Source organism: Aquimarina atlantica (genome assembly GCF_000626715.1).
In the GTDB taxonomy this organism is placed as follows: Bacteria; Bacteroidota; Bacteroidia; order Flavobacteriales; family Flavobacteriaceae; genus Aquimarina; species Aquimarina atlantica.
Genome location: NZ_AQRA01000004.1, coordinates 146166 through 171195 on the forward strand (window position 1 = coordinate 146166; position 25030 = coordinate 171195).

At 32.5% G+C, this 25030-nt stretch carries 25 protein-coding genes; 19 read left to right on the plus strand and 6 right to left on the minus strand.

Annotation, left to right across the window (positions count from 1 at the left end):
* The first annotated feature begins 7 nt into the window (after window positions 1-7).
* The 4 genes from ATO12_RS09625 to ATO12_RS09640 all read left to right on the plus strand — a co-directional run bounded on the left by ATO12_RS09625 (window position 8) and on the right by ATO12_RS09640 (window position 4987).
* Complete coding sequence (locus ATO12_RS09625; protein WP_034241508.1) at window positions 8-904, plus strand: LysR family transcriptional regulator; 897 nt, start codon at window positions 8-10, stop codon at window positions 902-904.
* A 79-nt stretch (window positions 905-983) separates the two neighbouring features.
* Window positions 984-1931 (plus strand): YeiH family protein, encoded by a 948-nt coding sequence (locus ATO12_RS09630; RefSeq protein ID WP_051575719.1) that lies wholly within the window; start codon window positions 984-986, stop codon window positions 1929-1931.
* Window positions 1932-2408: 477 nt separating this feature from the next.
* Window positions 2409-4613 carry a PAS domain-containing sensor histidine kinase gene (locus ATO12_RS09635; RefSeq protein WP_034241509.1) on the plus strand — a complete coding sequence of 735 codons (2205 nt, stop codon included), beginning with the start codon at window positions 2409-2411 and terminating at the stop codon, window positions 4611-4613.
* Entirely contained in the window at window positions 4610-4987 is a 378-nt protein-coding gene (locus ATO12_RS09640) for a response regulator (RefSeq protein ID WP_051575720.1), read from the plus strand. Before ATO12_RS09635 ends, ATO12_RS09640 begins: the two co-directional genes overlap by 4 nt.
* A gap of 43 nt (window positions 4988-5030) precedes the next feature.
* On the opposite strand, the gene ATO12_RS09645 is transcribed toward ATO12_RS09640, so the two are convergent.
* From ATO12_RS09645 to ATO12_RS09655, 3 genes are all read right to left on the minus strand, one after another.
* Complete coding sequence (locus ATO12_RS09645; protein WP_034241511.1) at window positions 5031-6140, minus strand: DEAD/DEAH box helicase; 1110 nt, start codon at window positions 6138-6140, stop codon at window positions 5031-5033.
* An 89-nt stretch (window positions 6141-6229) separates the two neighbouring features.
* On the minus strand, window positions 6230-6619 hold the full coding sequence (locus ATO12_RS09650) for a hypothetical protein (protein ID WP_034241512.1): 390 nt from the start codon (window positions 6617-6619) through the stop codon (window positions 6230-6232).
* A gap of 210 nt (window positions 6620-6829) precedes the next feature.
* Window positions 6830-7723, minus strand: a complete 894-nt coding sequence (locus ATO12_RS09655; RefSeq protein ID WP_034241513.1) for a DUF72 domain-containing protein — start codon at window positions 7721-7723, stop codon at window positions 6830-6832.
* A gap of 158 nt (window positions 7724-7881) precedes the next feature.
* Between ATO12_RS09655 and ATO12_RS09660 the strand changes: the two genes are divergently transcribed.
* From ATO12_RS09660 to ATO12_RS26025, 4 genes are all read left to right on the plus strand, one after another.
* Complete coding sequence (locus ATO12_RS09660) at window positions 7882-8619, plus strand: LolA-like protein (RefSeq protein ID WP_034241514.1); 738 nt, start codon at window positions 7882-7884, stop codon at window positions 8617-8619.
* Between the two features lie 65 nt (window positions 8620-8684).
* The gene (locus tag ATO12_RS09665; protein ID WP_034241515.1) at window positions 8685-11753 is read left to right on the plus strand and encodes a WD40/YVTN/BNR-like repeat-containing protein; all 3069 of its coding nucleotides are present in this window, start codon (window positions 8685-8687) and stop codon (window positions 11751-11753) included.
* Between the two features lie 387 nt (window positions 11754-12140).
* The gene (locus ATO12_RS09670; RefSeq protein ID WP_034241516.1) at window positions 12141-12545 is read left to right on the plus strand and encodes a hypothetical protein; all 405 of its coding nucleotides are present in this window, start codon (window positions 12141-12143) and stop codon (window positions 12543-12545) included.
* A gap of 113 nt (window positions 12546-12658) precedes the next feature.
* Entirely contained in the window at window positions 12659-12823 is a 165-nt protein-coding gene (locus ATO12_RS26025; RefSeq protein WP_165583354.1) for a hypothetical protein, read from the plus strand.
* A 69-nt stretch (window positions 12824-12892) separates the two neighbouring features.
* Here the strand turns inward: ATO12_RS26025 and ATO12_RS09675 are convergent, their stop codons facing one another.
* The gene (locus tag ATO12_RS09675; protein WP_034241517.1) at window positions 12893-13840 is read right to left on the minus strand and encodes a phosphoribosylaminoimidazolesuccinocarboxamide synthase; all 948 of its coding nucleotides are present in this window, start codon (window positions 13838-13840) and stop codon (window positions 12893-12895) included.
* Between the two features lie 122 nt (window positions 13841-13962).
* The gene (locus ATO12_RS09680) at window positions 13963-14919 is read right to left on the minus strand and encodes a PhoH family protein (protein ID WP_034241518.1); all 957 of its coding nucleotides are present in this window, start codon (window positions 14917-14919) and stop codon (window positions 13963-13965) included.
* A 265-nt stretch (window positions 14920-15184) separates the two neighbouring features.
* Here ATO12_RS09680 and ATO12_RS09685 point away from each other — a divergent pair, with 265 nt between their 5' ends.
* From ATO12_RS09685 to ATO12_RS09735, 11 genes are all read left to right on the plus strand, one after another.
* Window positions 15185-16015 carry an SAM hydrolase/SAM-dependent halogenase family protein gene (locus tag ATO12_RS09685; RefSeq protein ID WP_034241519.1) on the plus strand — a complete coding sequence of 277 codons (831 nt, stop codon included), beginning with the start codon at window positions 15185-15187 and terminating at the stop codon, window positions 16013-16015.
* A 68-nt stretch (window positions 16016-16083) separates the two neighbouring features.
* Window positions 16084-16368, plus strand: a complete 285-nt coding sequence (locus ATO12_RS09690) for a putative quinol monooxygenase (RefSeq protein ID WP_034241520.1) — start codon at window positions 16084-16086, stop codon at window positions 16366-16368.
* Window positions 16369-16437: 69 nt separating this feature from the next.
* On the plus strand, window positions 16438-18837 hold the full coding sequence (gene gldG / locus ATO12_RS09695) for a gliding motility-associated ABC transporter substrate-binding protein GldG (protein ID WP_034241521.1): 2400 nt from the start codon (window positions 16438-16440) through the stop codon (window positions 18835-18837).
* A gap of 137 nt (window positions 18838-18974) precedes the next feature.
* Complete coding sequence (locus tag ATO12_RS09700) at window positions 18975-19688, plus strand: ABC transporter ATP-binding protein (protein WP_316932922.1); 714 nt, start codon at window positions 18975-18977, stop codon at window positions 19686-19688.
* A 34-nt stretch (window positions 19689-19722) separates the two neighbouring features.
* Window positions 19723-20082: an MmcQ/YjbR family DNA-binding protein gene (locus tag ATO12_RS09705; RefSeq protein WP_034241523.1), complete on the plus strand. Its 360-nt coding sequence runs from the start codon at window positions 19723-19725 to the stop codon at window positions 20080-20082.
* A 79-nt stretch (window positions 20083-20161) separates the two neighbouring features.
* A complete protein-coding gene (rmuC, locus tag ATO12_RS09710; protein WP_034241524.1) occupies window positions 20162-21508 on the plus strand; it encodes a DNA recombination protein RmuC in 1347 nt (448 codons plus the stop codon).
* A 21-nt stretch (window positions 21509-21529) separates the two neighbouring features.
* Window positions 21530-21868: a hypothetical protein gene (locus tag ATO12_RS09715; RefSeq protein ID WP_034241525.1), complete on the plus strand. Its 339-nt coding sequence runs from the start codon at window positions 21530-21532 to the stop codon at window positions 21866-21868.
* A 9-nt stretch (window positions 21869-21877) separates the two neighbouring features.
* Window positions 21878-22210 (plus strand): hypothetical protein, encoded by a 333-nt coding sequence (locus tag ATO12_RS09720; protein WP_034241526.1) that lies wholly within the window; start codon window positions 21878-21880, stop codon window positions 22208-22210.
* Window positions 22211-22254: 44 nt separating this feature from the next.
* Window positions 22255-23415, plus strand: coding sequence for a serine hydrolase domain-containing protein (locus ATO12_RS09725; RefSeq protein WP_034241527.1), 1161 nt, complete (start codon window positions 22255-22257; stop codon window positions 23413-23415).
* 2 nt (window positions 23416-23417) lie between these two features.
* Complete coding sequence (locus tag ATO12_RS09730) at window positions 23418-23786, plus strand: hypothetical protein (protein ID WP_025664882.1); 369 nt, start codon at window positions 23418-23420, stop codon at window positions 23784-23786.
* Window positions 23787-23828: 42 nt separating this feature from the next.
* Complete coding sequence (locus ATO12_RS09735) at window positions 23829-24371, plus strand: acyl-CoA thioesterase (protein ID WP_034241528.1); 543 nt, start codon at window positions 23829-23831, stop codon at window positions 24369-24371.
* A 133-nt stretch (window positions 24372-24504) separates the two neighbouring features.
* Here the strand turns inward: ATO12_RS09735 and ATO12_RS09740 are convergent, their stop codons facing one another.
* On the minus strand, window positions 24505-24933 hold the full coding sequence (locus tag ATO12_RS09740; RefSeq protein ID WP_034241529.1) for a lipocalin-like domain-containing protein: 429 nt from the start codon (window positions 24931-24933) through the stop codon (window positions 24505-24507).
* Window positions 24934-25030: the final 97 nt, after the last annotated feature.

Consider the following 25030-nt stretch of genomic DNA (forward strand, 5'->3'; position numbering starts at 1 on the left):
TAGTCTAATGATTTACAGATTAAAAGTTTTTAAAAAAGTTGCTGATTTTCTAAGTTTTACCAAAGCTGCCAAAATGCTTTTCATCACACAACCAGCAATAACAAAACATATAAATGAATTAGAAAAACATTTTGGCAAAGCCTTGTTTAACAGACATGGTAACAAAATAAGTTTAACTCCCGAAGGAAAATTATTATTACAATATGCCAATAAAATATTGAGTTTATATAATCAGCTAGAAGATGATTTTCTAGCTTTAAATAGCAAATTCCCAGATAAGATCACTATAGGAGCAAGTACTACGATTTCTCAATACATTTTACCTAAAATATTATCAAAATTTAAAGCAAAATATAGTACTACCAACATCACGCTTCTGAATAATAATTCTGAACAGATAGAATCATCAATTATCAATAAACAAGTAGATATTGGTTTTACCGAAGGAAATACTTCTAATCCGTTATTACATTACGAGACATTTGTTTTAGACGAAATTGTTTTGGTCACCAGCGCTGATAATACTACATTAAAAAAGCAAGAAATTACGCTAAAAGAATTAAAAAAATTACCATTAATATTACGAGAAAAAGGTTCTGGCACCAGAAACATTATAAAAGATGCTTTGCAAAATGCAAATGTAGATATTAGTCAATTAGCAATTGAGATGACCTTAGGAAGTACCGAAAGTATCAAAACATATTTAACGCACTCGGGCTCCTACTCTTTTCTATCTATTCATTGTATTACAGATGAGTTAATGGCTAATAAGCTAAAAATCATTGATATTACTTCTTTTACCATCAAGCGTGTTTTTCATATGGTGAATTTACATGGAGAATATTCGAATACTGTAGAAAAAACAAAACACTTCTTTGCTGCTCATTATAACCTAATGGAATAAGAGATTACAAATTGTAATGAAATTCATGCTGTAAAAACACTCAAATTTGTATCTACGATTCAGTATTAAAAAGACGTAGATGAATATTTTGAAGAAAGAAAAGGTTACTCGACTTACCGGAATAATTATATTTTTTCTAATTATAGTAGCATGCTTATGCTCAATAATAAATAGTTCTGTAGCATTATTATTAGGTGTTATATTTACTAATATATTCGGGAATCGATTTCTTGTATTTAATAACAAAGCCATTAGTTTTTTACTTCAACTCGCTATTATCGGAATCGGTTTTAACCTCGATATCCAGAAAACATGGGCTATTGGGCAAAATGGTTTTATGTATATCATGTTTTTTGTAATTTTTGCCTTATGTATTGGGATTTTATTAGGAAAGACCTTTAAGGTCGAACAAAAAACAGCGCATTTAATTTCTTCGGGAACCGCTATCTGCGGTGGGAGTGCAATTGCAGCAATAGCATCTACCATAAATGCCCCAAAAGAAGGTATTTCTATTGCTTTAAGTATAGTTTTTATTCTTAATGCAATAGCATTATTAGTTTTCCCAGCTCTAGGGCACTTATTTAATTTATCCGAATATCAGTTTGGTTTATGGAGCGCTATTGCCATTCATGATACCAGTTCAGTGGTTGGGGCTGCGCAAGTCTACGGAGAAGAAGCCTTAAAAATAGCTACAATCATTAAGTTGGTTAAGACGTTGTGGATAGTCCCTGTAGCTATTTTTTCTTCTCTGCTATTTAAGGGTGAATTCCATTCAAAAAAAATACCCTGGTTTATACTAATCTTTGTTTTGGCAATTATCATAAATAGTTATTCGGCAATCTCTAGTACAATTACAAATTCGATATATACAATTTCAAAATCAATATTTGTAGTAGTTCTCTTTCTGGTAGGAATGAACTTATCTATTTCTAAAATAAAAGCTGTTGGGTGGAAACCTGCAGTTCTAGGAATATCGACATGGTTTATTATATCAACAATCTCATTATTTACAATACTTAATTTATAATAACCAGAGAATGAACAGTTATAACACTTCTGATATTTTTATGAAAAACCTTTTTATGTTTCCCTTTCTGGATGTATACGGGTTCTATCATATATACATCTGGAAAGTTATAGTAATTCTACCTCAATCCATTTAAAAATAAGTCGGTTGTTTTTTGGAGTTAGGTAGTATTTACTATTTATATTAAGCCTTCTAACGCTAATTTTAGAAGGCTTTTCTTTATTTTGTAAGGTTAAGGTTTTAATATTTTCGTTTAATAGACTTTAAAATATCGGTATCGCTCTTATGAGTTACAAAAACATTAACATTCACATTATCAGAAATATCTGTAATTATTCCTGTATTTTATAGAGAAACACTACGAGCAAAGTTTGGGAAATCTCAACTATAATACAGGGAAAATTATTTTTTTGAAGCCAATTCCAAACAGAGAATTACAAATCATTTTGTAACTTTAAGTAGAATTAACCAGTACGTATGTCTTTAACTTTACAAAAATTTGGAATTTCATCAGAAAAAACATTGCTATTTCTTTTTGTTCTAAAAAAAGATGGAGAAATAATTTCTTTCAATAATAGATGCGAGCTATTATTTCCTCTTGATAAAAATAAAATTGAAGGAAAATTCATTACCGATTTTATAATCGATAAAGATGTATCTGTATTTTTAAGTTCGACATCTGGTTTATCTCATAGCAGTCCGCTTATCAACGTATCTTTAAACTTTCCTACAGAAAATCAAGGAGTAGTCTCAATAAAATTTGATTTCAAACTACATAATGATTTAATTTATGCAACAGGAATAGATACTACAGAAGAATACAAAGAACATAGAGCTTTATTAACCATTTCAAAACTAGCCAAAACAGGCGCCTGGTATTTTAATCCCAAGAATAACGAAATGTATTGGTCAGATGGATGTTACTTCATAAACGAGTTAAGTCCCTGCACTTCTATAACTAGAGAAAAAGAAATTAGTTTTTATCCTGAAGATGCCAGAGTGAGAATAAAAAGTTTCCTCGATAACCTTATCAAAGACAAGGAAACTTATGAGTATACAGAAAAAATTATTACCGAAAAAGGAAATGAAAAATGGATTAAAGTTATAGGACAACCTGTTATCTATAAAGATGAAGTTGTATATGTAAACGGAACTATCACAGATGTTACAGATCGGCACAATTACATCGAAAAATTGAAATACAGTGAAGAAACTAAACATTTAGCTTTAAAAGGAATACAATCTGGGTTATTTGATTATCATGTAAAAAACAATGAAGTTTTTTACAGTTCGGATTTTAAAAAAATGTTGGGGTTACCGCTAGATCAGGATTTTGTAGCAGAAGAAGAGTTTAGAAAAATGATACATCCAGATGATGTAGAAAAAATGCTTAAGAGGAGACAAGATAACTTTAATCAAGAAGGTAATTACTATTATAATTACTATCGGCTCAAACATATTAATGAAGGATATCGACATTATGAGGTGTATGGTTTCAAAAGAAAAAACGCAAAGGGAGAAATAACCCGAATGATTGGTAATTTGATCGATGTTCATCAAAAAAAGATTAATGAAAGAACTATTGTAGAAAGTAAAAACCGATTACAGGCAATTGTTAATAATGGGTTTGCGTATACAATTTTGTTAGATACCAAAGGGGTAATTCTAATGACTGATGAGAAATCTGTAAAAATTATAAAAAGAGATTTTAATGTAAATCCAAATCAGGTATCTTGTCGCTTTATAGATGTTATGCCTCTTAATTTTAAAAATTCTTTTGCTCATGAATTTAATGAAGCCCTAAAAGGAAATATTGTAAAAAAAGAAATAGAGCGTATTACTCATAAGGGTGATTTACAATGGCTCGAAGCCAAATATACTCCCGTTTTTGATCAAGAAAAGAAAGTAAATTCTGTTCTTGTTAGTTTTCTGGATATTACAGAACGAAAACTAGCAGAAATAGCAATTAAAGAATCACATATTAAAGAACAGGAGTTAAATAGTCTTAAATCAAATATATTATCCAATTTTAGCCATGAAATAAGAACTCCACTAAATGGTATAATGACAGTTAGCAAACTCTTATTAGATGAGGAAAAACCTGACGAAAGAGAAAAACTCCTGGAGTATCTCGAAGAAAGTAAAAACAGGCTGCTGGATACCATCAATAACTTATCTAATTTTAGCGAAATTGAAGCTATAAAAAAGAATATAAACGTACAAAAATTAGATATTAACTATACCATAGAAACTTCGTATAGAGAGTATAAACATATGGCCGAAGCAAAGGAACTAGCTTATCAATTAGAACTTGATCAAACCAGTCCACAGGTTAACATTGATAAAGATTTATTTAGAGCTGCGATAAATAATATTATCCATAACGCTATTAAATACACTAATAAAGGAAGTATAATTATTAAAGTTAATTCTCAAAATTCAAAAAATAATGTTTATATTTCAATAACTGATACTGGTATTGGAATAGATAACGAAAATCTTAAGAAAATTTTTGATCCTTTTATGCAAGAAAGTATTGGTATGAGTCGTAAATATGAAGGAACCGGTATCGGACTAAGCTTATCGAAGCGATATATTGAAATCCTGGAAGGGAAAATAGAAGTTAAAAGTACAATAGGTAAGGGTACCGAATTTAATATTATAATTCCAAAATGCCTATGAATGTTCTCTACGTAGAAGATAATAAAATAAATGCAATGGTAATGGATAAAATGTTATCCAGAAATGATTCTAATGTTATTATTGCAGAAAATGGTTCACAAGCTCTTAAAGTTGTGAAAGAAGAGGCTCTGGATCTTATTCTGGTTGATATTAATCTGGGCCTTAATCAAATGGATGGCTGCGAATTACTTCAAAGATTTCGCAAACTAGATATTCTCAAAAACATTCCTGTTTTTGCAGTAACTGCTTATGCCATGCCAGGTGATGAGCAACGTTTTATTAATATTGGGTTTGATAATTATTTCTCTAAACCTGTAAATTTTGATCAACTTTTATCGGTCATATCAAAAATAGGTACATCACAAACAACATAATTGCAGAAAGAATTATAAGAGATTCAAAAATTATAGTTTTTGATTATCTAATCTGGTTAAATCGTATCCCAAGTTCTTTTTCTAATTCTCTTATGATTTGCACCTCTGATTTAGTTATTAGAGCTAAAGATAGACCTGTTTTTCCTGCTCTGGCTGTTCTACCACTTCTGTGCGTATAATATTCTATTTGATCTGGTAATTGATAATGTACAACAAAAGCCAAATTAGCAACATCAATACCTCTCGCTGCAACATCTGTAGACACCAGTAATTGTAACGTTTTTTTCCTAAACGCTCTCATCACTTTATCTCTATCTTTTTGTGTCATTTCTCCTTCGAGAAGACCTACTTCATAATTTTTGGCTTTTAGTTGTTTATGAAGTACACGGGCAGCAGCTTTGGTTTTCGTAAAAATAATTCCTCTACCCCCTTTTTGCGTTTTCAGAAAATACGCAAGCGTATCTAATTTATTAGCCTCATCACCTACTACAAATTGATGTTGTATTCCTTTATTAACTGCATCATCTTTATCAATACTTATTTGTACTGCGCTTTTACTAACATAAGAATTTATAATTTCATTTAATGAAGATGGCATTGTAGCAGAAAAAAGCCAAACGTTTCTATTTCCTTTGGTTTTAGATAAAATTGTAGTTAGATCCTTCTTAAACCCCATACTTAACATTTCATCGGCCTCATCCATCACCAATGTCTTTATCTCAGAAATATCGACCGCCTTCCTGTTCATTAAATCTATAAGTCTGCCGGGTGTTGCCACAATGATATGCGTAGGTCTTTTTAATCTCGAAAGCTGTCTTTCAATTTTTTCACCACCATATACCGATTCGGTAAAAATCTTATCTGTATACTTGGTAAACTTAAAAAGCTGTTTTGCTATCTGCTGACCCAATTCGCGAGTAGGAGCCAAAACTAAAGCCTGAACATGTTTTTTAGAAGGGTTGATCTGGGATAATAACGGAATTCCAAAAGCCGCAGTTTTTCCGGTTCCAGTTTGAGCTTTCCCAATAAAATCAGTTCGCTGATTCATCAAAACAGGAATTGCCTGTTCTTGAATCTTTGTAGGAATTGTAATTCCCATCTCCTTCAAACCTTTATTAAGATCTTTGGGTACTCCTAGCTCTAAAAACGTCATATATATCTGATTTAAGTTGCAAAAGTAATCGAATATCTATTCATAATTCAACTTAATCAAAAAATAACCTGTTTAATTGTTAAATCCTATTAACAAGCAATACTCATAAAATAATCAAAGAGTTGTTTTTTCATACTTAATCCCTTTTTATGAAAATGAGATTTATTCATACAAAATCCACCAGAGCAGTTAAAATCAGACCCTTCATCAGAGAATAAGATGTCTAACAAAACTAATTCATTAGCATGATCATGATCTGCATGGTGGTTTTCGGTCTCAACAATATTAAAATCGTAAGAAAAAAGCTTCTTTTTAGCAAATGCTTGATTTTGGATTAAAATAGGTTGATCGGTAAGAAAAGAAAATATATTTTCCTGTTCGTGATTAGAATGATTGATAGTAGTACTAGATTGAGAATTAGCTAGATTAGCAATTAACAAAAAAACAAGTATAAGAGGATAGCGTAAAAGTTTATTCATACAGTTGATATTTAAGGGACCATGAGTAATTCTAAATAAATCCAAAATAACAATGTTAAGTATTTTCCTACAACATTAATTTTAAATTCATCGGCAAACTACGCATATGTTCGCTAAAAAGCAAAAAAAACTAAATTTTTAACATTTACAAAAGAAGGTAATACCATTAAATTATAAGTAAAATCTACTGGATGGCTCTAGGGTTCGACATTAAAATAATTTGAGGTCATTAGATAAATGATTATTAGGCAAACCTAATTGTATTCCTAAATGATCATTTAATTCTTTAATGAAGTACTTAGAAAGCAAAGGGGATTCTACTTCCAAATTTTGATGTACAAAAAAATGTATATGATTAATCCCTTTATCTTTCCAGGTAGAAAGTCGTTTTGCCCAATCATCAAGCCTCGTATAATCTGTTTTGTGATTTGCTCCAACATATCTCACAAAAGCTTCGTCATTAGTTAAACGCATATGAAGTAAATCTCTTCTACCTGCAGTATCTGTTATGATATTTGATATATTATTACTTTCGAGAAGGCTATATAATTCATCGGCTACTGTTACATCATTAAACCAATCTGTATGTCTAAATTCTACAGCCAGACGTATTTCTTTAGGCCATTTTTCTATAAACCGAATCACTCTGTCAAAATTTTTAGGAGCAAAATTACCATGCATCTGCAAAAAAATGGTTCCTAATTTTTCTTTTAGATGAATTACATTAGCTAAGTATGCATCAACATAAGGTTCTACATCTTCATTTAACCTTTTTAGATGAGAAATATTCTGCACTAATTTTGGGAAAAATTTAAACCCTTCCGGAGTTTTATCATACCATTTTTTAAATTGATCTTCAGGAAAAATCCTATAAAATGTAGCATTCAATTCAATACTATTAAACTGTCTAGAATAATACTCTAGTTCATCTTTTGTTCCTCTTGGATAAAACCCTTTTAAGTCCTGCCTGTTCCATTTAGCACAACCAACATAAGTAGATAAACTTCCTTTTGCTGTAGTATGTAGTACTCTTGCCGTATCCTTATGATCATCTGGTAAGCTAAAATCTATGTTATCAGGATGTTCTACTTTGCCAAATTTCATGCAGTTGGTGTTTTATATTTATATGATGAAAATTAATCAAAAAAATAAGATGACTAACAATTACTTTGATCTTATTACTATAAAAATATCTAAAAAAGTGTAACAAAAATATGACACGATTGACTAATTGTTACAACAACATCATAAAATCACAACTAATGAATGCTTTAAAATCTATTACAGTAGCTCTTGTATTAGCTATTTCAACATCATTTTACGCACAAACTGCAGATGAAATAGTTAACAATTACTTCGAAAACACAGGAGGAAAAGAAAATTGGGAAAAACTAGAAGGCATTACTATGAAAGGAGTAATGAAAATGCAAGGGATGGAAATTCCTTTTGAACAGGTTATGATGAAAGACGGACGCCAGTCTACTACGATCGAACTACAAGGAAACAAAATGATCTGGGCTGCATATGACGGAAAAATCTCATGGTCTAGAAATCAGCAAACTATGGAAGCTGAAAAGAGTGACAATGAAGCTACAGAAAATATGAAGAAGCAAACCAAAGATTGGCCTTCTCCATTTTTAAATTATAAGGAAAAAGGATATGCAATAGAACTTATCGGTAAAGAAACTGTGGATGGAACAGAAACTTTTAAAATAAAGGTAACCAAAGATCCAATTACGGTTAATGGTCAATCACAACCTAATATTTCTCACTACTATTTCGATACCGAAAATTTTGTACCTATTATAATTGAAGAAGAGATTCAGGAAGGTCCTATGAAAGGTCAGAAAATAAAAATGTCTATTAGCGATTATCAGGAAGTAGAAGGATTATACTTTCCTTTCTCACAAAGTAGTCAATTCCAAAGTATGGATTTTAAGGAGTTTGATCTCAATCCAGAAGTAGAAGCTTCATTATTCGCTTTCCCAGAAGGAAAATAAACACAAATTATAATCCCCAAATTAAAAGTTTGGGGATTTTTATTCTAAATAAACAACCAGTAATTATGAACAAACAATTTATAATTGCAAGCTTGGCTATACTCTTTTCCATACACTTGCAAGCACAGGAAGTTGTTCTAAAAGGCAAAGAACTATTCGGAAACCTTGAAGCACGACAAATCGGACCCGCACTCATGAGTGGTCGGATAATAGATTTAGAAAATCACCCTACTAATGATAGAATACTATATGCCGGTACTGCTGGCGGTGGAGTTTGGAAATCCTCGAATGGAGGAGCTAGCTTCTCCTCTGTATTCGATGATCACGCGCAATCAATAGGAGTAGTAAAAATAGATCCTAATGACCCAGATAATACTATTTGGGTAGGTACAGGTGAAATATGGACCAGAAATAGTGTTTCTATCGGTGATGGGTTATATAAATCTACAGATGGAGGGGCAAACTGGAAAAAAATGGGGTTTGAAAATTCAGAACGAATTGGTAGTATCGAGATTAATCCCAAAAACTCTAATGAAATTTATGTTGGAGTCTTAGGAGCTTTATGGGGAGATAGTGAAGAAAGAGGAGTATACAAAACGGTAGATGGAGGGAAAACCTGGAATAAGATACTTTATGTTAATGAAAAAACAGGAGTTAATGATCTTATAATGGATCCCAATGATCCTAATACGCTTTATGCAGCGATGTGGGAGTTTAGAAGAACTGCCTGGGGATTTAATTCTGGAGGACCTAATAGCGCATTGTACAAATCTACAGATGCCGGAAAAACATGGAATAAAATCCATAATGGTTTTCCTAAAGGTGATCTTGGTAGATTTGCTTTGGCAATAGCTCCTTCTAACTCCAAAATAGTATATGCCGTTGTAGAAAGTAAAGAAGATAAAGGACTATATCGTTCTGATGATGCAGGAGCCAGTTGGAAATTATTAAATGGAGATTTTGGTTTAGTAGTTAGACCTTTCTATTTCTCTAGAATTGTTGTAGACCCAAAAAATCCAGATATTCTGGTTAAAGGAGGATTGTTTGGATCTATCTCCAGGGACGGAGGAAAGACCTTTAAAAACCTGGGTAGTATGCATCCAGACATACATGATGTTGTTTTTGACATCAACAACTCAGATCGAATGTATGTCGGAACCGATGGTGGAGTGTATAGAAGCTGGGATGGTGGATCTACAATGGATATGGTAGATAATTTACCTATTTCTCAATTCTATCATATTAGTGTAGATAACGAAGAACCATATAATATTTATGGTGGCCTGCAAGATAATGGATCCTGGTGGGGACCATCTTCTTCTCCTGGAGGCATAGAAGCACGGGATTGGAATCGCGTTGGATATGGAGATGGATTTAGAGTATTAAAACACCCGACCAAGAATATTATTTATTCTGAAATGCAAGGTGCACAAAATGTATGGAGATATGATGTAGACAAGAATTACACCAAAAATATTGCTCCTTTACCTATTAAAGGAGAAGCTGATTTACGTTTTAACTGGAATGCTCCAATGGCGGTGAGTAATCATCAACCAGATCGGTTTTATATGGGGAGTCAATTCCTTCATGTAAGTGATGATATGGGTGATAACTGGAAAAAAATATCTCCAGATCTTACTACCAATGATCCTGCAAAACAAGATAAAGAATCAGGAGGTATCTCTACAGATAAATCAGGAGCCGAAACGCATACTACAATTTTTACCATTGCAGAATCTCCAATTGATCAAAAGGTAATTTGGGTAGGAACCGATGATGGTAATGTACAGGTTACCCAAGATGGTGGGGCAACCTGGACCAATACAGTAGCTAATATTCAAGGATTACCAAAAAATACATGGGTATATCACATAGAAGCTAGCTCTCATCATAAAGGAACGGCATATGCCGTGTTTGATGGTCATGCATCGGGAGATATGAATACCTACGTATATAAAACCTCTGATTTTGGAAAAACATGGAAATCCCTAGTAACCGATGAAATCATAGGGTTTGCAAGAAATATTCAGGAAGATTATGTAAATGAAGACCTACTCTATTTAGGTACCGAGTTTGGATTGTTTATCACCATAAATGGTGGTAAGAACTGGTCTCGTTTTACCAATAATATGCCAGCTGCTGCTGTTCATTTTATTGATCTACAGAAAAAAACTAATGATCTTGTATTAGGAACCCATGGTAGAGGCGTTATTATTATTGATGATATATCTCCTCTACGGCAAATAAACCAGGAGATTCTTGTCAAAGATGTTCACTTTTTTGATCCTAAACCATCGATAATCAAAGAAGAAGGTGGTTTTGGTGGAGGAAGTACAGAGCTTCAATTTATAGGAGATAATCCTAGCTCTTCTGCAAAAATTATCTACTACCTTAAAAAGAGGCATACTTTTGGAAAAATGACACTATCTGTGCAAGATCAAAATGGTACCGAGATCGTAAGTCTTGTACCCGGAAAAGCTAAAGGTATCAATATAGTAACCTGGAATTTCAGAAAAAAAGGACCTAAAGTAGCTGCCGGAAAAACATTTACCTTTAGTGGATTTACTGCTCCAAGAGCTTCAGCAGGGACGTATAAAATAGTACTTAAAAAAGGTAAGAAACAATATGAAAGTGCCATAACACTACAAAATGATCCTACTTCCTTAATATCAGAAAAAGACAGAATTGCTCATAATAAAACAACACAAGAGTTATTTAATGATATGGAAGATCTGGCATACCTCGTTCATAAAATTGATCAAAATATAAAGAAAGCCGAAGCAGTATTAAAAAAAGTTCCAGCTTCGCAAAAAGTTACTTCTGCCGTTGTTAAGGAGTTAAATGCATTAAAAGAAACTCTGGTAGTAACTACAGGGGATAATTATGTTGATGAAGCCGAACCTCAGCTAAGAGAAAAATTATCTGATTTATATGGCGAAGTAGCAGAACAGTTCGAAAAACCTTCTTTTGCACAATTAGAAAATCAGGAAGTATTAGAAGCTAGATTAAATGAAGCTAAGGCCACATATGAAAAAATAAATGGTAAACAGATCGCAAAATTTAACAAATACCTTGAAAAATCTGGTGAAACTCCTGCCAAAATTTTAAGTAAAGAAGAATTCATAAAGAAATAAACGAAAAAAACACCCTGTTATACAAAAGCCCTCTGTAATCGAGGGCTTTTATTATATATAATACCATTTCCAATCTAAATTTACTCAATAAAACCGCGTCTTTTTGTCTAATATTTCAAAATAAAACACAACCGTAGCCCTGCTATGCTTGAATTTTCTTTTTCATCTACCCCAAAAATCCATCATTTTTCTTATGAGTAAATTTAAATCAGAACTGGTATAACTTATTGTTAAGGTAATATAACAGAAAAACAAAAAGACTAGATTAGTATAACCAAAAACACTCCATATGCAACTCTTTTATTGTTTATAAGTCGTTTAAAACTCTAAACATAGTCTTGATTTTTGAGCACAACAAATACTTATTTTTAGTAAACCTTCTTTATTATGGAAAACAGGGAATCAAATTTATTGGCAATACGACCGCAGTTATTAAATGCAAGAGTTTCTGAAAACATGTCTAATGATGAGCAATTTCAGAACAAAACAATTAGACCTATTATAAAACTACAAGGTGATCTATTGATCGAAGTATTTAAAAACTATATTAAAAAAAGAAAGAATACTTTCTATGAGTTATCCTTAGAAAAACGCTTTGATTTTATAGAAAATGCCATCCAAAAGGATATGAAATTCAGAAATAGTTTAAAAGGAATGATTATAGGGCAATTTACTGTAGAAGAATACCAGGTTTATATGAAAAACTCTTCTGCCTTAAATAAGCGAATGATGAGTATTGTAAAAGAGCGCTTACAAGATAACATACAATTGTTAGAATATAAGGTAGCTTAATTAATGGTTTTATTACTCATATCAAAAGACACTGTTAATTGTGGTAATACCGTAGTAGAAAATAAGGCATTTCATATATCTTTAGAAGTATAATAACTTTTAAAACCTATGTCATGTTAAATAACATTATAAACCTTAATGGTGTTGAAAAATTAAACAGAAAACAACAATTATCTATTAACGGAGGAAGAAAACAATGCATTGATCCCAGAACTGGTATGTGTACTGATTATGGGCGTCATTGCGCAGAACTCGAATGTGTCTTTGTAATCGATTAATTATTTTATATCAAAAAAGCTGTCACTTTAATTAGTGGCAGCTTTTATAATAAAGATACTATCGTTTTTCTATTTATTTAAATAGTCTAGTACATTTTCTTCTATCCTTCGTTGTATATCAGAGACATCTTCTTTTATAAAAGATACTCCTGTTATATTTTCATATAATTCGATATATCGTTCAGAAACAGAATTAATATATTCATCTGTCATTTCTGGAATCTGTTGGCCTTCTTTACCTTGAAAACCATTGCTAATTAACCATTGTCTTACGAATTCTTTAGACAATTGTTTTTGTGATTCTCCATGTTGTTGTCGTTCTTCATATCCTTCAGCATAAAAATAACGAGAAGAATCCGGAGTATGAATTTCGTCAATTAATACAATTTTACCATCTTTTGTTTTCCCAAACTCATATTTGGTATCTACAAGGATCAACCCTCTTTTAGCAGCGATCTCTGTTCCTCTTTGAAAAAGTTTACGAGTATAATCTTCAAGAATCAAATAATCTTCTTCAGAAACGATTCCTTTGGCCAAAATCTCTTCTCTAGAAATATCCTCATCATGCTCTCCATTATCTGCTTTGGTAGAAGGTGTTATAATAGGTTCTGGAAATTTATCATTTTCTTTCATCCCTTCTGGCATTGCAACACCACATAGTATTCGTTTACCTGCCTTATATTCTCTTGCTGCATGACCAGATAAATACCCACGAATTACCATCTCTACTTTAAAAGGGTTGCAAAGGTGTCCTACTGCTACATTAGGATCTGGAGTGGCTATTAGCCAATTTGGCACCAAATCTTCGGTTTCTTTCATCATCTTGGTTGCAATTTGATTAAGAATCTGCCCTTTAAAAGGAATTCCTCTTGGCATAACTACATCAAATGCAGATAAACGATCGGTTGCAATCATTACCAAAAGTTCATCATTTATACTATACACTTCTCTTACTTTTCCCTTGTATACCGATTTTTGATTAGGAAAATTATAGTTTGTATCTACAATTGTATTCATTACTTAGTTGTGAGTATTTGAGTTATTTAGCATGAGCATTTGAGTTATTTAGCTTGTGAGTAAAACATACATATATAACGCATTACTCATAGTAAAATGTTCTCACCTACTCCCCTGCTAAACTATCCATTTCTGTTTTCAATTTCTTTATAGGCTGCAATTACCTTTTTTACTAATCTATGGCGAATCACATCTTTATCGTCCAGGTAAATCATACCAATCCCTTGAATATTCTTAAGCACCAGTAAAGCTTCTTTAAGTCCAGAAGTAACTCTTCTTGGTAAATCTATCTGTCCAGGATCTCCAGTAATAATAAACTTTGCATTCTTACCCATACGAGTCAGGAACATCTTCATCTGTGCATGTGTTGTATTTTGCGCTTCGTCAAGGATTACAAAAGCATTATCTAATGTTCTACCGCGCATAAATGCCATAGGAGCAATTTGTATAACTCCTTTTTCTATAAGACTGTCTAGTTTTTCACTAGGGATCATATCTCGTAAAGCATCATATAAAGGCTGCATATACGGGTCAAGTTTTTCTTTAAGATCTCCTGGCAAGAACCCCAGATTTTCTCCGGCTTCTACTGCAGGACGTGTAAGGATAATACGTCTAACCTGTTTCTCTTTTAGCGCTCTAACAGCCAATGCCACTCCTGTATATGTTTTTCCGGTACCAGCTGGTCCTATAGCAAAAACCATATCATTTTTATTACAGGATTCTACCAGTTTGCGCTGGTTAGCGGTCTGGGCCTTAATTAATTTACCCCCTACTCCATGCACCAAAGTTTCTCCACTATTAGCCGATGTCTCATAATCAGCTTTACTTTCGCTAGTGAGTACACGTTCGATTACATTTTCATCCAGTTTATTGTATTTACTAAAATGCTCTAGAAGCATATTAAGACGCATATCAAACTCTTCGAGCATGTCTTCATCTCCATACACTTTCATTTTACTGCCTCTCGCTACAATTTTTAACTTGGGGAAGTATTTTTTTAATAATTGAATATTACTATTCTGAAGTCCGAAAAACTCTCTCGGATTGATTTCTGTAAGTTCTATGATAAGTTCGTTCAAAAGCTATACGAATTTTAGTATGATTTTTTTTTAGGATTGACTAAGTTTGCTAAAGTTGTTCAAGTTTTTGTCGGGAAAACAAAATAGAAATTTAAAACGGAGCAAAATGTTTATATCATCACAATATGAATTAGTGATCAAAAAAACAATACATACGATGGTTTTATCATCATTTTGTTGTCCAAAGAAAAGCTTTGAATAACTTCAAAACAAATTTACATATTTTTAAGTGCTTACAACTAAAAGATATTAACAATTCTTATACATGCCAATTATCACCTTAACTACAGATTTTGGAATCAAAGATCATTTTGTATCTGCGGTTAAAGGGGCTATTTATACCGAATTGCCAGATGCCAAAGTTGTTGATATATCCCATGAAATTTCACCTTTTCATATAACAGAAGCAGCATATATTATACAAAATGCTTATAAAAGTTTCCCAAAAGGAAGTATTCATATTGTAGGGATCGATAGTGAACCTAATCCAGAAAATAAACATATTGCTGTAAAACTAGATGATCATTACTTTATATGTGCTAATAATGGATTAATCGGTTTGATTACGTCAGAATTTAATCCAGAAAAGGTTGTAGAAATAAATATTCATGATACCATTGTTTCTAATTTTCCTGTGTTAGATGTCTTTGTAGCTGTGGCTTGCCATATTGCCCGAGGCGGTACACTAGAAGTTATTGGAAAAACAATCTCAGAAATCAAAACCATAAAAGGGATTACTCCTATTGTAAACCTTGGAGATAAGCAAATTGTAGGTAGCATTATCTATATCGATAATTATGGTAATTTGGTTACCAATATTACACGTAAACTATTTGATGAGATCGGTAAAGGACGTAAATTTAAAATCACAGCACGTACAGCTGTGTTCGAAGATGTATATAATAGATATAGTGATGCTATCAATTTTGATATCGAAAAAAGTAAGCGAGAAGAAGATGGTAAAAAATTAGCCGTCTTTAATTCTTCGGGATACTTAGAACTAGCTATTTATAAGAGTAACCCTAAAACTGTAGGAGGAGCTTCTAGTCTCTTTGGATTATATTATAGAGATACGGTAAGCATTAGTTTTGAATAAATTAACATCTAAAAAGAATCGAGAATAAACCATAAAACCCTTGTAGGTATACTTTTGAAAATTAAAAAATGATAATACGAATCGTAAAAATGGGATTTTTACCCGATCAAATTGATGCTTTTTTAGAAAACTTTGAACAGAATAAAGAGAAAATTAGAAATTTTGAAGGATGTAGCCATCTAAAATTAGTAAGAGATGTAAGTAAGATCAATCAATTTTTCACCTATAGTCATTGGGAATCCGAAGAACACCTCAATAACTATAGAAACTCTGCGTTATTCAAAGGAGTTTGGGCAAATACCAAAAATAAATTTAGTCAAAGACCCGAAGCTTGGAGCGTAACCGAAGTTTAAAGTTTATTAAATCTGGTTTCAGATTTTCCTGATACCACAAACTTAAAAAACCTCAACCCTAAAAAAACTATGTTTGCATTAATACGAAAAGAAATCAATACCTTTTTCTCCTCTGCCGTAGGATATTTGGTGATTGCTATATTTTTAATTCTTAACGGACTCTTTTTATGGGTTTTTAAAGGACAATTTAATATTCTGGATAGTGGATTTGCAGATCTTTCTCCATTTTTCCAGATTGCACCATGGATATTGTTATTTCTCATCCCTGCGGTAACCATGAGAAGTTTTGCAGAAGAAAAAAAACAGGGAACTTTAGAGGTATTAATTACAAAACCAATTAAAAACTGGCAACTGGTATTAGGAAAGTATTTGGGTAGTTTATTCTTAATCCTAATCGCTTTGATCCCTAGTCTGCTTTATATAATTACTGTTTATCAGTTAGGAAAACCAATAGGTAACCTCGATATCGGCAGTACGATAGGATCATACATTGCATTACTATTACTTGCTGCATCTTATACTGCAATGGGTATATTTTCTTCTTCGATTACCAACAATCAGATTGTTGCTTTTTTGATTGCTCTGTTTCTGTGTTTCGTTTTTTATTTTGGTTTTAGCGGGCTTGCAAATTACAACTTGCCAGGAGCAATACATACTTTCCTTGAACAACTAGGAATGCAATTGCATTATGAACGTATGAGTCGGGGTATTTTAGACACTAGAGATATTTTTTATTTTTTAAGTAGCATTCTATTATTTGTAGTTCTTACCATTGTCATTCTTAAAAAAAGTACTGCCAGGCAGAAAATCAAACCTATAGGTATTACACTAATCCTTGCCGTTGTTTTATTTTCGATAGGAAACTCATTATACAATCGTTTTGACCTTACCCAAGATGGTCGTTTTACACTTTCTGAAGCTACAGAAAACCTAGTTAAGGAAGCTGCTGCTCCTGTTGTTATCGATGTACTATTAGAAGGAGATTTTCCTTCAGAGTTTAGACGTTTACAATCTGAAACTAAACAAATGTTAGAAGAGTTTAATACTATAAACCCTAATATTCAATACATTTTTACCAATCCATTAGAAGAAGAAGAAATACGTGCGCAAACCATTACAGAATTACAAAAGTTTGGTCTAACTCCGATGGAGGTTAGCGTACAAGAAAATGGAAAAACCGAAACCGAAACTGTAGTTCCCTGGGCTATTCTAAGCTATCAAAACCGAAGCGTAAAGATTTCATTAGTCAAAAATACTATTGGAGCTACATCAGAAGAACGCGTAAATAGTTCTATTCAACAATTAGAATATGCTTTTGCAGATGGATTAACTAAATTACTACATCCTAAAAAACATAAAATTGCCGTACTTAAAGGAAATGGGCAATTACCAGATATCAAAATTGCCGATTTTATCAAAACCTTGCAAGATTACTACTTTGTAGGAGCCTTTACACTAGATTCTGTAGCTGGTAATGCGACAAAGACATTACAAGAGTTGCAAAAATTTGATATGATTATCAATGCTAAACCTACAAAAGCATTTTCTGAAAAAGAAAAATATGTATTGGATCAATTTGTAATGAATGGAGGAAAATCTTTGTGGCTATTAGAATCTGTAGCTATGGAAATCGATAGTTTAATGAATCCCGAAGGATCTTCTGTTGCGATTATGCAGGATTTAAGATTAGGGGATGCTTTATTTTCTTATGGACTAAGAGTTAATCCCGTTTTGGTAAACGATTTATATTCTGCACCATTGGTATTAGCTTCTGGGCAAGGTAGTAACACTCAATTTACTCCATATCCCTGGTTTTACGGATCACTAACCAAAAGTACTGGTAATCATCCTATTATTAAAAACACAGAATCTGTAAAATTCGAATTTTCGAACCAGATTGACACGCTAAAAAATGGTATAAAAAAGACGATACTACTTACAAGTTCTGATAAATCAAAAATAGAAGGAGTACCCAAAGAAATACGATTAGAAAATATTATTAGAAAAAAACCAGACATTGCTAGTTATAACGAAGGACCTCAAAACCTAGCAGTATTACTCGAAGGAAGTTTTAAATCTACCTATAAAGATAGAATAAAGCCTCACAAAATACAAGATCACAAAGATAAGAGTGTTTCTACAAAAATGATCGTTATTGCCGATGGTGATATTATTAAAAATCAAACGCGAAAAGGACAACCAATAGAGTTAGGTTTTGACCCTACCATGAATTTAAAATATGGAAATAAGGAATTTTTATTAAACGCAGTAAATTACTTGTTAGATGATTCTGGTCTTATCGAAATTAGGAGTAAAGAAGTCAAAATTTCATTTCTGAATGTAGAAAAAGTTGTTGCCGGTAAAACACTATGGCAAGTTATTAACATCTTGGTTCCTCTACTTATCCTTGCTATTTTTGGGTTCTTATTTTCGTTTATCAGAAAGAAAAAGTATAGAAAAAATGTTTAAAATTCTATTCTTTATATTTGATATAGAAAAACTTTGAACCTTAAAGCCTTACATCTATTAATAATGAACCCTTAAATATCGTTCTTAAAACAGAAGATCTCTCTATTGGTTATCGAACCAAAAAGGAACTTAATGTTATTGCGGCAGATATCAATCTAAAACTACACGAAGGAGAACTAGTAGGATTGGTAGGTGCCAACGGTATCGGAAAATCTACTTTACTACGTACCCTATCCCGTGTGCAACCTGCTCTACATGGCAAAATTATGCTGTCTGATATTGAGCTTCAATCGTATAAATCTGTTGAATTAGCCTCGCAGCTAAGTATTGTATTAACAGAGCAAATTGCTTCAAAAAACCTAACAGTACAGGAATTAGTAGCTCTTGGCAGACAACCCTATACGAACTGGGTAGGAAAAATGGCAGAAGAAGATATAGAGCAAATAAAAAAAGCAATCGAGGTAACACACATTGGCGATTTGGTCGCCAAAAGATGTTTTGAACTTAGTGATGGGCAGTTACAAAAAGTACTTATCGCCCGTGCTATTGCTCAGGATACTCCTTTTATTATGTTGGATGAACCCACAACACATTTAGACGTCTACCACAAAGCTTATATATTGAAACTACTAAAACGTCTGGCTTTCGAAACTAGAAAAACTATTCTTTTTTCAACTCATGAAATCGATTTTGCAATACAATTATGTGATAAAATGATTGTAATGAATCAAGATGGTTTCGAATTTGGAAGACCCAAAGAATTAGTCCAATGCCGAGCTTTTTCATCTCTTTTTCCAGAAGACCTGATTCTTTTTGATTCTAAATCCGGAAGGTATAAAGTACGAAGTTAAACGCCTCGATATTTTATTTTAAATTCTTACGATCATGAACATAGAAGAATACCGAGAATACTGTATTAATAAAAAAGGAGTAACCGAATCTTTTCCTTTCGGAAAACTTCCTGATGTTTTAGTTTTTAAGGTATTAGGAAAGATGTTTACTGCAACAGATATATCTTCTTTTAAAGCCATAAGTGTAAAATGCAATCCCGACGATGTTGATATCCTAAGAGAAACTTATGCTGCTGTACAACCTCCTTCATATATGAGTAAAAAACACTGGAACAAAATAATAATAGATCACTCTATACCAGATATTCTAATAAAACAATGGATAGACGACTCTTATGATTTGGTAGTCAAAAAATTACCTGTTCGGGAAAGAAATAAATTAAAAGAATCGTAACATCATAAATATTAAAACTTCGGGTACTTCATCCAAATTTTCATTGCTTATCTTTATCTTTGAGTAAACAAAAGATTACATGTCAGAATACACACCGATTATCATTGCCGTTGGGGTAATCATCATATCAATTATCGTAGGTTTTTTTATTGGAAAATACGTAGTTTCATTACAACACAACAGTGAAAAAAGCGCTACTAATGAAAGAGCAAATTTGCTTCAATCTCAGTTTGATGAACTTAAAAATAATACCGAAAAACAACTTTCTGAATTGATTAAAGAACGTGAAGAGATTCGTAGAGAAAAGGATTTCCTCAATACAGAACTTACGCGCCGTAATGCCGAATATGAAAACCTTCAACTTAAAAACGCATCTCAGAAAGAAGAAGTAGAAAAGCTTCAGGAAAAATTCACCAAAGAATTCGAGAATCTTGCCAATAAAATCCTCGATGAGAAGTCTAATAAATTTACAGAACAGAACAAAGAGAATATAAAAAGTATCCTAAATCCATTACAGGAAAAGATCAATACTTTTGAGAAAAAAGTAGAACAAACCCATAAAGAGAGTATCGATTATCACGCAGCATTACGCCAACAAATAGTAGGCCTTAAAGATCTTAATGAACAGATGAGCAAAGAAGCTACTAATCTTACCAAAGCACTTAAAGGCGACAGCAAAATGCAGGGTAATTGGGGAGAATTAGTGTTAGAGCGTGTATTAGAAAAATCTGGATTAGAGAAAGATAGAGAGTATTTTGTACAGCAAAGTTTTACGCTTGATAATGGGCAACGAGTGATGCCGGATGTAGTGATTTATCTGCCAGACAATAAAAAGATGGTGATTGACTCTAAAGTAGCACTTACCGCATATGAGCGTTATATCAATGAAGAAAATGAAGAGCTAAGAGCTACTCACCTTAAAGAGCATATCACCTCATTAAAACGCCATGTAGATCAACTTTCAGAAAAAAACTATCAAGATTTGTATGATATCGAATCACCAGATTTTATTTTGATGTTTGTTCCTATAGAACCTGCTTTCGCAATAGCAATTAATCAGGATAATAAGCTATACAATCAGGCTTTCGAGAAAAATATAGTAATCGTTACTCCTTCTACCCTTCTGGCTACTTTACGTACTATTGACACCATGTGGAATAATGAAAAACAACAACGTAATGCTATTGAGATTGCTCGACAGGCAGGAGCTTTATATGATAAGTTTGAAGGATTGGTAAAAGATCTTACCGGGGTAGGCAAAAAGATAGACGATGCCAAAAAAGATTATTCTGCTGCAATGAATAAATTGGTAGAAGGTAGAGGAAATCTGATTACAAGCGTCGAAAAACTTAAAAAGATGGGTGCTAAAGCCAAGAAATCATTACCCGAAGCTATAATTAAAAGAGCTACCGAAGAAAATGAATAATCTACAAAACATATTTTAATCATGGTATCAAGTTCTAATGTATCAGAAATCATACTCAGAGTCACCGGAGCACTGTTTTACATTCTGCCTATCCTGGTATTTATTATACTTACGATATATTATATGAGTAAAAAAGGAACGACAAAAGAAGGTATCCTTATACTTATCGGTAACATTTTGATTCTGATCGTAGCTATTTTACATCAATTCCTATACATGTTTATAGATTCTTGGGGGTTTGATATCTATTCTATTATTAATACTGGAGTAAATACTATTTCATTTATAGGATCGATACTCTTTTTAATTGGTTTCTATATAATGATCCAAAAAATTATTAAAAACAAGGTTTCTGAATAAAAAATAATTATGGAACTAAGCATTACAGAAATTCTTAAGTACTTTTTTTTAGGTATTATAACCTCAATACCCCAACTGGTTATAGCCATACTATGCATCTATTATATAATTAAAGTGGGATCAAAAACAGATGGGATATTATTAACTACAGGTAGTATTATATCTTTATTGTGCGGGATTTCGAATACCGTGGGGACCACGTATATTAGTACATTAGGAGCAGATACTTATCTAACCTATATATATGTTATACAAGGTTTTTCTTTTTTAGGATCAATTCTTTTTGTTATTGGCTTTTTCTTATTGATTAAAAAAACAATAAAGTACTTTGTTCAATCCTAAAAGATTGAAACTGGTATTTATAAATAATTAAAAAATGTAAACACATGAAATTTATACTTATAAGGATATATTTCTTTGTTGCTCTTTTCGGAAACGTTTTTCATAGTGCTACTGCGCAACAGGCTTATTTTCCTGAAAGAGGAAACTGGGAGGAAAAAAGTCCAACCGAATTTAAAATAAATGCGCAAAAACTTCAGGAAGCGGTGCAATTTGCTTTGGATCATGAATACTCGGGATCAAAAGATCTACGCGAAGCTATTGTAAAAGGTTTTATAAGAGAACCTTATCACAAAATCCTGGGGCCTACCAAAAAAAGAGGTGGCCCTGCTGGCCTTATCATTAAAGACGGATATATTATATCTAAATGGGGAGATGTAGACAGAATAGACATGACATTTAGTGTTACCAAAAGTTATTTATCTACTATGGCAGGATTAGCTGTAGATAATAAATTAATACATTCTGTTGATGATTACACTTATACCACCATATGGGATCATACTTTTGATGGAAAGCATAACAAGAAAATTACCTGGAGACACTTACTAACACAATCCTCGGATTGGTCAGGACAACTATGGGGTGGATATGACTGGGCAGATCGTCCCCCAAGAGAGGGTGGTATCGATGATTGGAAATTTAGAAAACTCAACGAGCCCGGAACTGTTTTTGAGTACAACGATGTTCGTGTTAATGTATTGGCTTATTCCTTATTACATGTTTGGAGAACTCCATTACCGCAGGTATTAAAAGAAAAAATAATGAACCCTATTGGTGCATCAACTACATGGAGGTGGTATGGGTATGATAATTCCTGGGTTGCCGTTGATGGTATCAATATGCAATCTGTAAGTGGAGGTGGCCATTCTGGTGGTGGATTATTTATCAATACATTAGATCATGCCCGATTCGGACTACTTTTTCTTAACAACGGAAACTGGAACGGAACACAATTATTATCTAAAGAATGGATCATAGAAGCGATCAAGCCCTCGCAAGCCAACCCTAACTACGGTTTTATGTGGTGGCTTAACCAAAAAGGATCTAGGCATTGGGAAGGATTACCAGAACATTTGTACTACGCCGCAGGCTTTGGTGGTAATTTTATTGTAATTGATCAAAAACAAAACCTCGTTGTAGTTACACGATGGCTCGAACCTAATAAGATCGATGAATTTATGACCAAAGTATATAATGCATTCTAATTATGAAAAAAATACTCGCAATACTCATTATTGTAATTTTAACACTTTTTGCTGCATGGTATGCATTTATATATTATGCATCGTATAGTGAGGGAACCCGAAGTGGTGAACTCATAAAATTTAGTAATAAAGGTGTGGTTTTTAAAACCTGGGAAGGCGAAATTAGTCAGGGAATCTCTGGAGCGCAAATATTTAGTTTTTCTGTAGAAAGTCAGAAAGAAGATATCATTAAGAAACTGGAAAAATTTCAGGGTAGATATGTAAAGCTAAAATATAAGGAGCGTTTTGCAAAAGTTTCCTGGCTTGGAGATACAAAGTATTTTGTTATTGATGTCGTTGAAGAAGACTCTCCGCATTTTAGGAACAAATAGTATCTTCTTTAGTATTACATTACCAATTAAATGGATAACTAAATGAAAAAATACAAAACCAATACAGAATCCAGAGTAATTATTTCAGAACTCATGCTTCCTTCACATTCTAATTTTAGTGGAAAAATACACGGTGGATATATCTTGTCTTTGATGGATCAAATCGCTTTTGCATGTGCTTCCAAACATTCTGAAACTTATTGTGTAACAGCCAGTGTAGATAAAGTAGATTTTTTAAAACCTATCGAAGTCGGTGAACTTGTAACACTTAAAGCGTCAGTAAACCATGTAGGTAATACTTCTATGGTCGTAGGAGTAAGAGTCGAGGCAGAAAACATACAAACGGGTAAAGTAAAACACTGCAATTCAAGTTATTTTACTATGGTGGCAAAAAATGATAAAGGAAAAAGTGTATCAATACCAGGATTAATTTTAGAAAATAAAACTGCGATACGACGATTTGTAAGAAGTATTATACGTAAAGAAGATTCGGTTACAAGACGTAATCGTTTTAAGGATTCAGAATTTGAACTCGAATCTCATCTGGAAATTCTTGAGCAATATAATGTGAAAATAAATCTATAATTACAACCGAAACATAAGTATCTTAAATTTTGCTTCATACTCTTAATCCATAAAAAAACAGCCAATTTATGCATGGCTGTTCTTAATCTTTTGTTATGTTTTATGGATTATAACGATATCAAAACAGAGTATGTTATAATTTCTGATAGTCAAATGTTGTTATAGCCCCTTCATCGTTATACATTATAGTTAATACATCATCTGTAATCGTAAACATTGCGATATCAATGGTTGTTTTTCCTTCAAAAACATAATTAAGAGTTAACTTATCTCCCTCTTCTGTCCAGGTTCCTGTGATTTCAAAATCAATCTGACAATCTGTATTTACAGGGGCATACCCAATTTCGGTATACGAATCTGAGGTGAATTCTATAGTTGACCTTTTTTCACAATCGGTAATATTCATAAGTTCTCCATTCTGTCTAAACGAAGTTTGTCCCCATTTACCCACTAGAACAGATGTCGATGATAGATTTTCATTTTCTTTGTTATCATCATCATTATTACAAGAAATCATCACTATTCCTATAATAATAAAACCAAGTAAACAATACTTTTTCATAATTAAGCATTTTCTGTATAAGATTCATATTTAAGTGAGCTTATCGAAGCTATAAAACCCTTTGTTTCAAACAAATAATGGATAAGTTCACTTTCAC

Bases quoted from the DNA above. Each gene is read 5' to 3' on its own strand.
- ATO12_RS09635 (WP_034241509.1), top strand. From the start codon at position 2,409: ATGTCTTTAACTTTACAAAAATTTGGAATTTCATCAGAAAAAACATTG.
- ATO12_RS09645 (WP_034241511.1), bottom strand. From the start codon at position 6,140: ATGACGTTTTTAGAGCTAGGAGTACCCAAAGATCTTAATAAAGGTTTG.
- ATO12_RS09730 (WP_025664882.1), top strand. From the start codon at position 23,418: ATGAAAAAAATACTCGCAATACTCATTATTGTAATTTTAACACTTTTT.
- ATO12_RS09625 (WP_034241508.1), top strand. From the start codon at position 8: ATGATTTACAGATTAAAAGTTTTTAAAAAAGTTGCTGATTTTCTAAGT.
- ATO12_RS09725 (WP_034241527.1), top strand. From the start codon at position 22,255: ATGAAATTTATACTTATAAGGATATATTTCTTTGTTGCTCTTTTCGGA.
- ATO12_RS09640 (WP_051575720.1), top strand. From the start codon at position 4,610: ATGAATGTTCTCTACGTAGAAGATAATAAAATAAATGCAATGGTAATG.
- ATO12_RS09690 (WP_034241520.1), top strand. From the start codon at position 16,084: ATGATAATACGAATCGTAAAAATGGGATTTTTACCCGATCAAATTGAT.
- ATO12_RS09650 (WP_034241512.1), bottom strand. From the start codon at position 6,619: ATGAATAAACTTTTACGCTATCCTCTTATACTTGTTTTTTTGTTAATT.
- ATO12_RS26025 (WP_165583354.1), top strand. From the start codon at position 12,659: ATGTTAAATAACATTATAAACCTTAATGGTGTTGAAAAATTAAACAGA.
- ATO12_RS09630 (WP_051575719.1), top strand. From the start codon at position 984: ATGAATATTTTGAAGAAAGAAAAGGTTACTCGACTTACCGGAATAATT.
- gldG (WP_034241521.1), top strand. From the start codon at position 16,438: ATGTTTGCATTAATACGAAAAGAAATCAATACCTTTTTCTCCTCTGCC.
- ATO12_RS09720 (WP_034241526.1), top strand. From the start codon at position 21,878: ATGGAACTAAGCATTACAGAAATTCTTAAGTACTTTTTTTTAGGTATT.
- ATO12_RS09670 (WP_034241516.1), top strand. From the start codon at position 12,141: ATGGAAAACAGGGAATCAAATTTATTGGCAATACGACCGCAGTTATTA.
- ATO12_RS09665 (WP_034241515.1), top strand. From the start codon at position 8,685: ATGAACAAACAATTTATAATTGCAAGCTTGGCTATACTCTTTTCCATA.
- ATO12_RS09655 (WP_034241513.1), bottom strand. From the start codon at position 7,723: ATGAAATTTGGCAAAGTAGAACATCCTGATAACATAGATTTTAGCTTA.
- ATO12_RS09735 (WP_034241528.1), top strand. From the start codon at position 23,829: ATGAAAAAATACAAAACCAATACAGAATCCAGAGTAATTATTTCAGAA.
- ATO12_RS09675 (WP_034241517.1), bottom strand. From the start codon at position 13,840: ATGAATACAATTGTAGATACAAACTATAATTTTCCTAATCAAAAATCG.
- ATO12_RS09715 (WP_034241525.1), top strand. From the start codon at position 21,530: ATGGTATCAAGTTCTAATGTATCAGAAATCATACTCAGAGTCACCGGA.
- ATO12_RS09660 (WP_034241514.1), top strand. From the start codon at position 7,882: ATGAATGCTTTAAAATCTATTACAGTAGCTCTTGTATTAGCTATTTCA.
- ATO12_RS09705 (WP_034241523.1), top strand. From the start codon at position 19,723: ATGAACATAGAAGAATACCGAGAATACTGTATTAATAAAAAAGGAGTA.
- ATO12_RS09740 (WP_034241529.1), bottom strand. From the start codon at position 24,933: ATGAAAAAGTATTGTTTACTTGGTTTTATTATTATAGGAATAGTGATG.
- rmuC (WP_034241524.1), top strand. From the start codon at position 20,162: ATGTCAGAATACACACCGATTATCATTGCCGTTGGGGTAATCATCATA.
- ATO12_RS09685 (WP_034241519.1), top strand. From the start codon at position 15,185: ATGCCAATTATCACCTTAACTACAGATTTTGGAATCAAAGATCATTTT.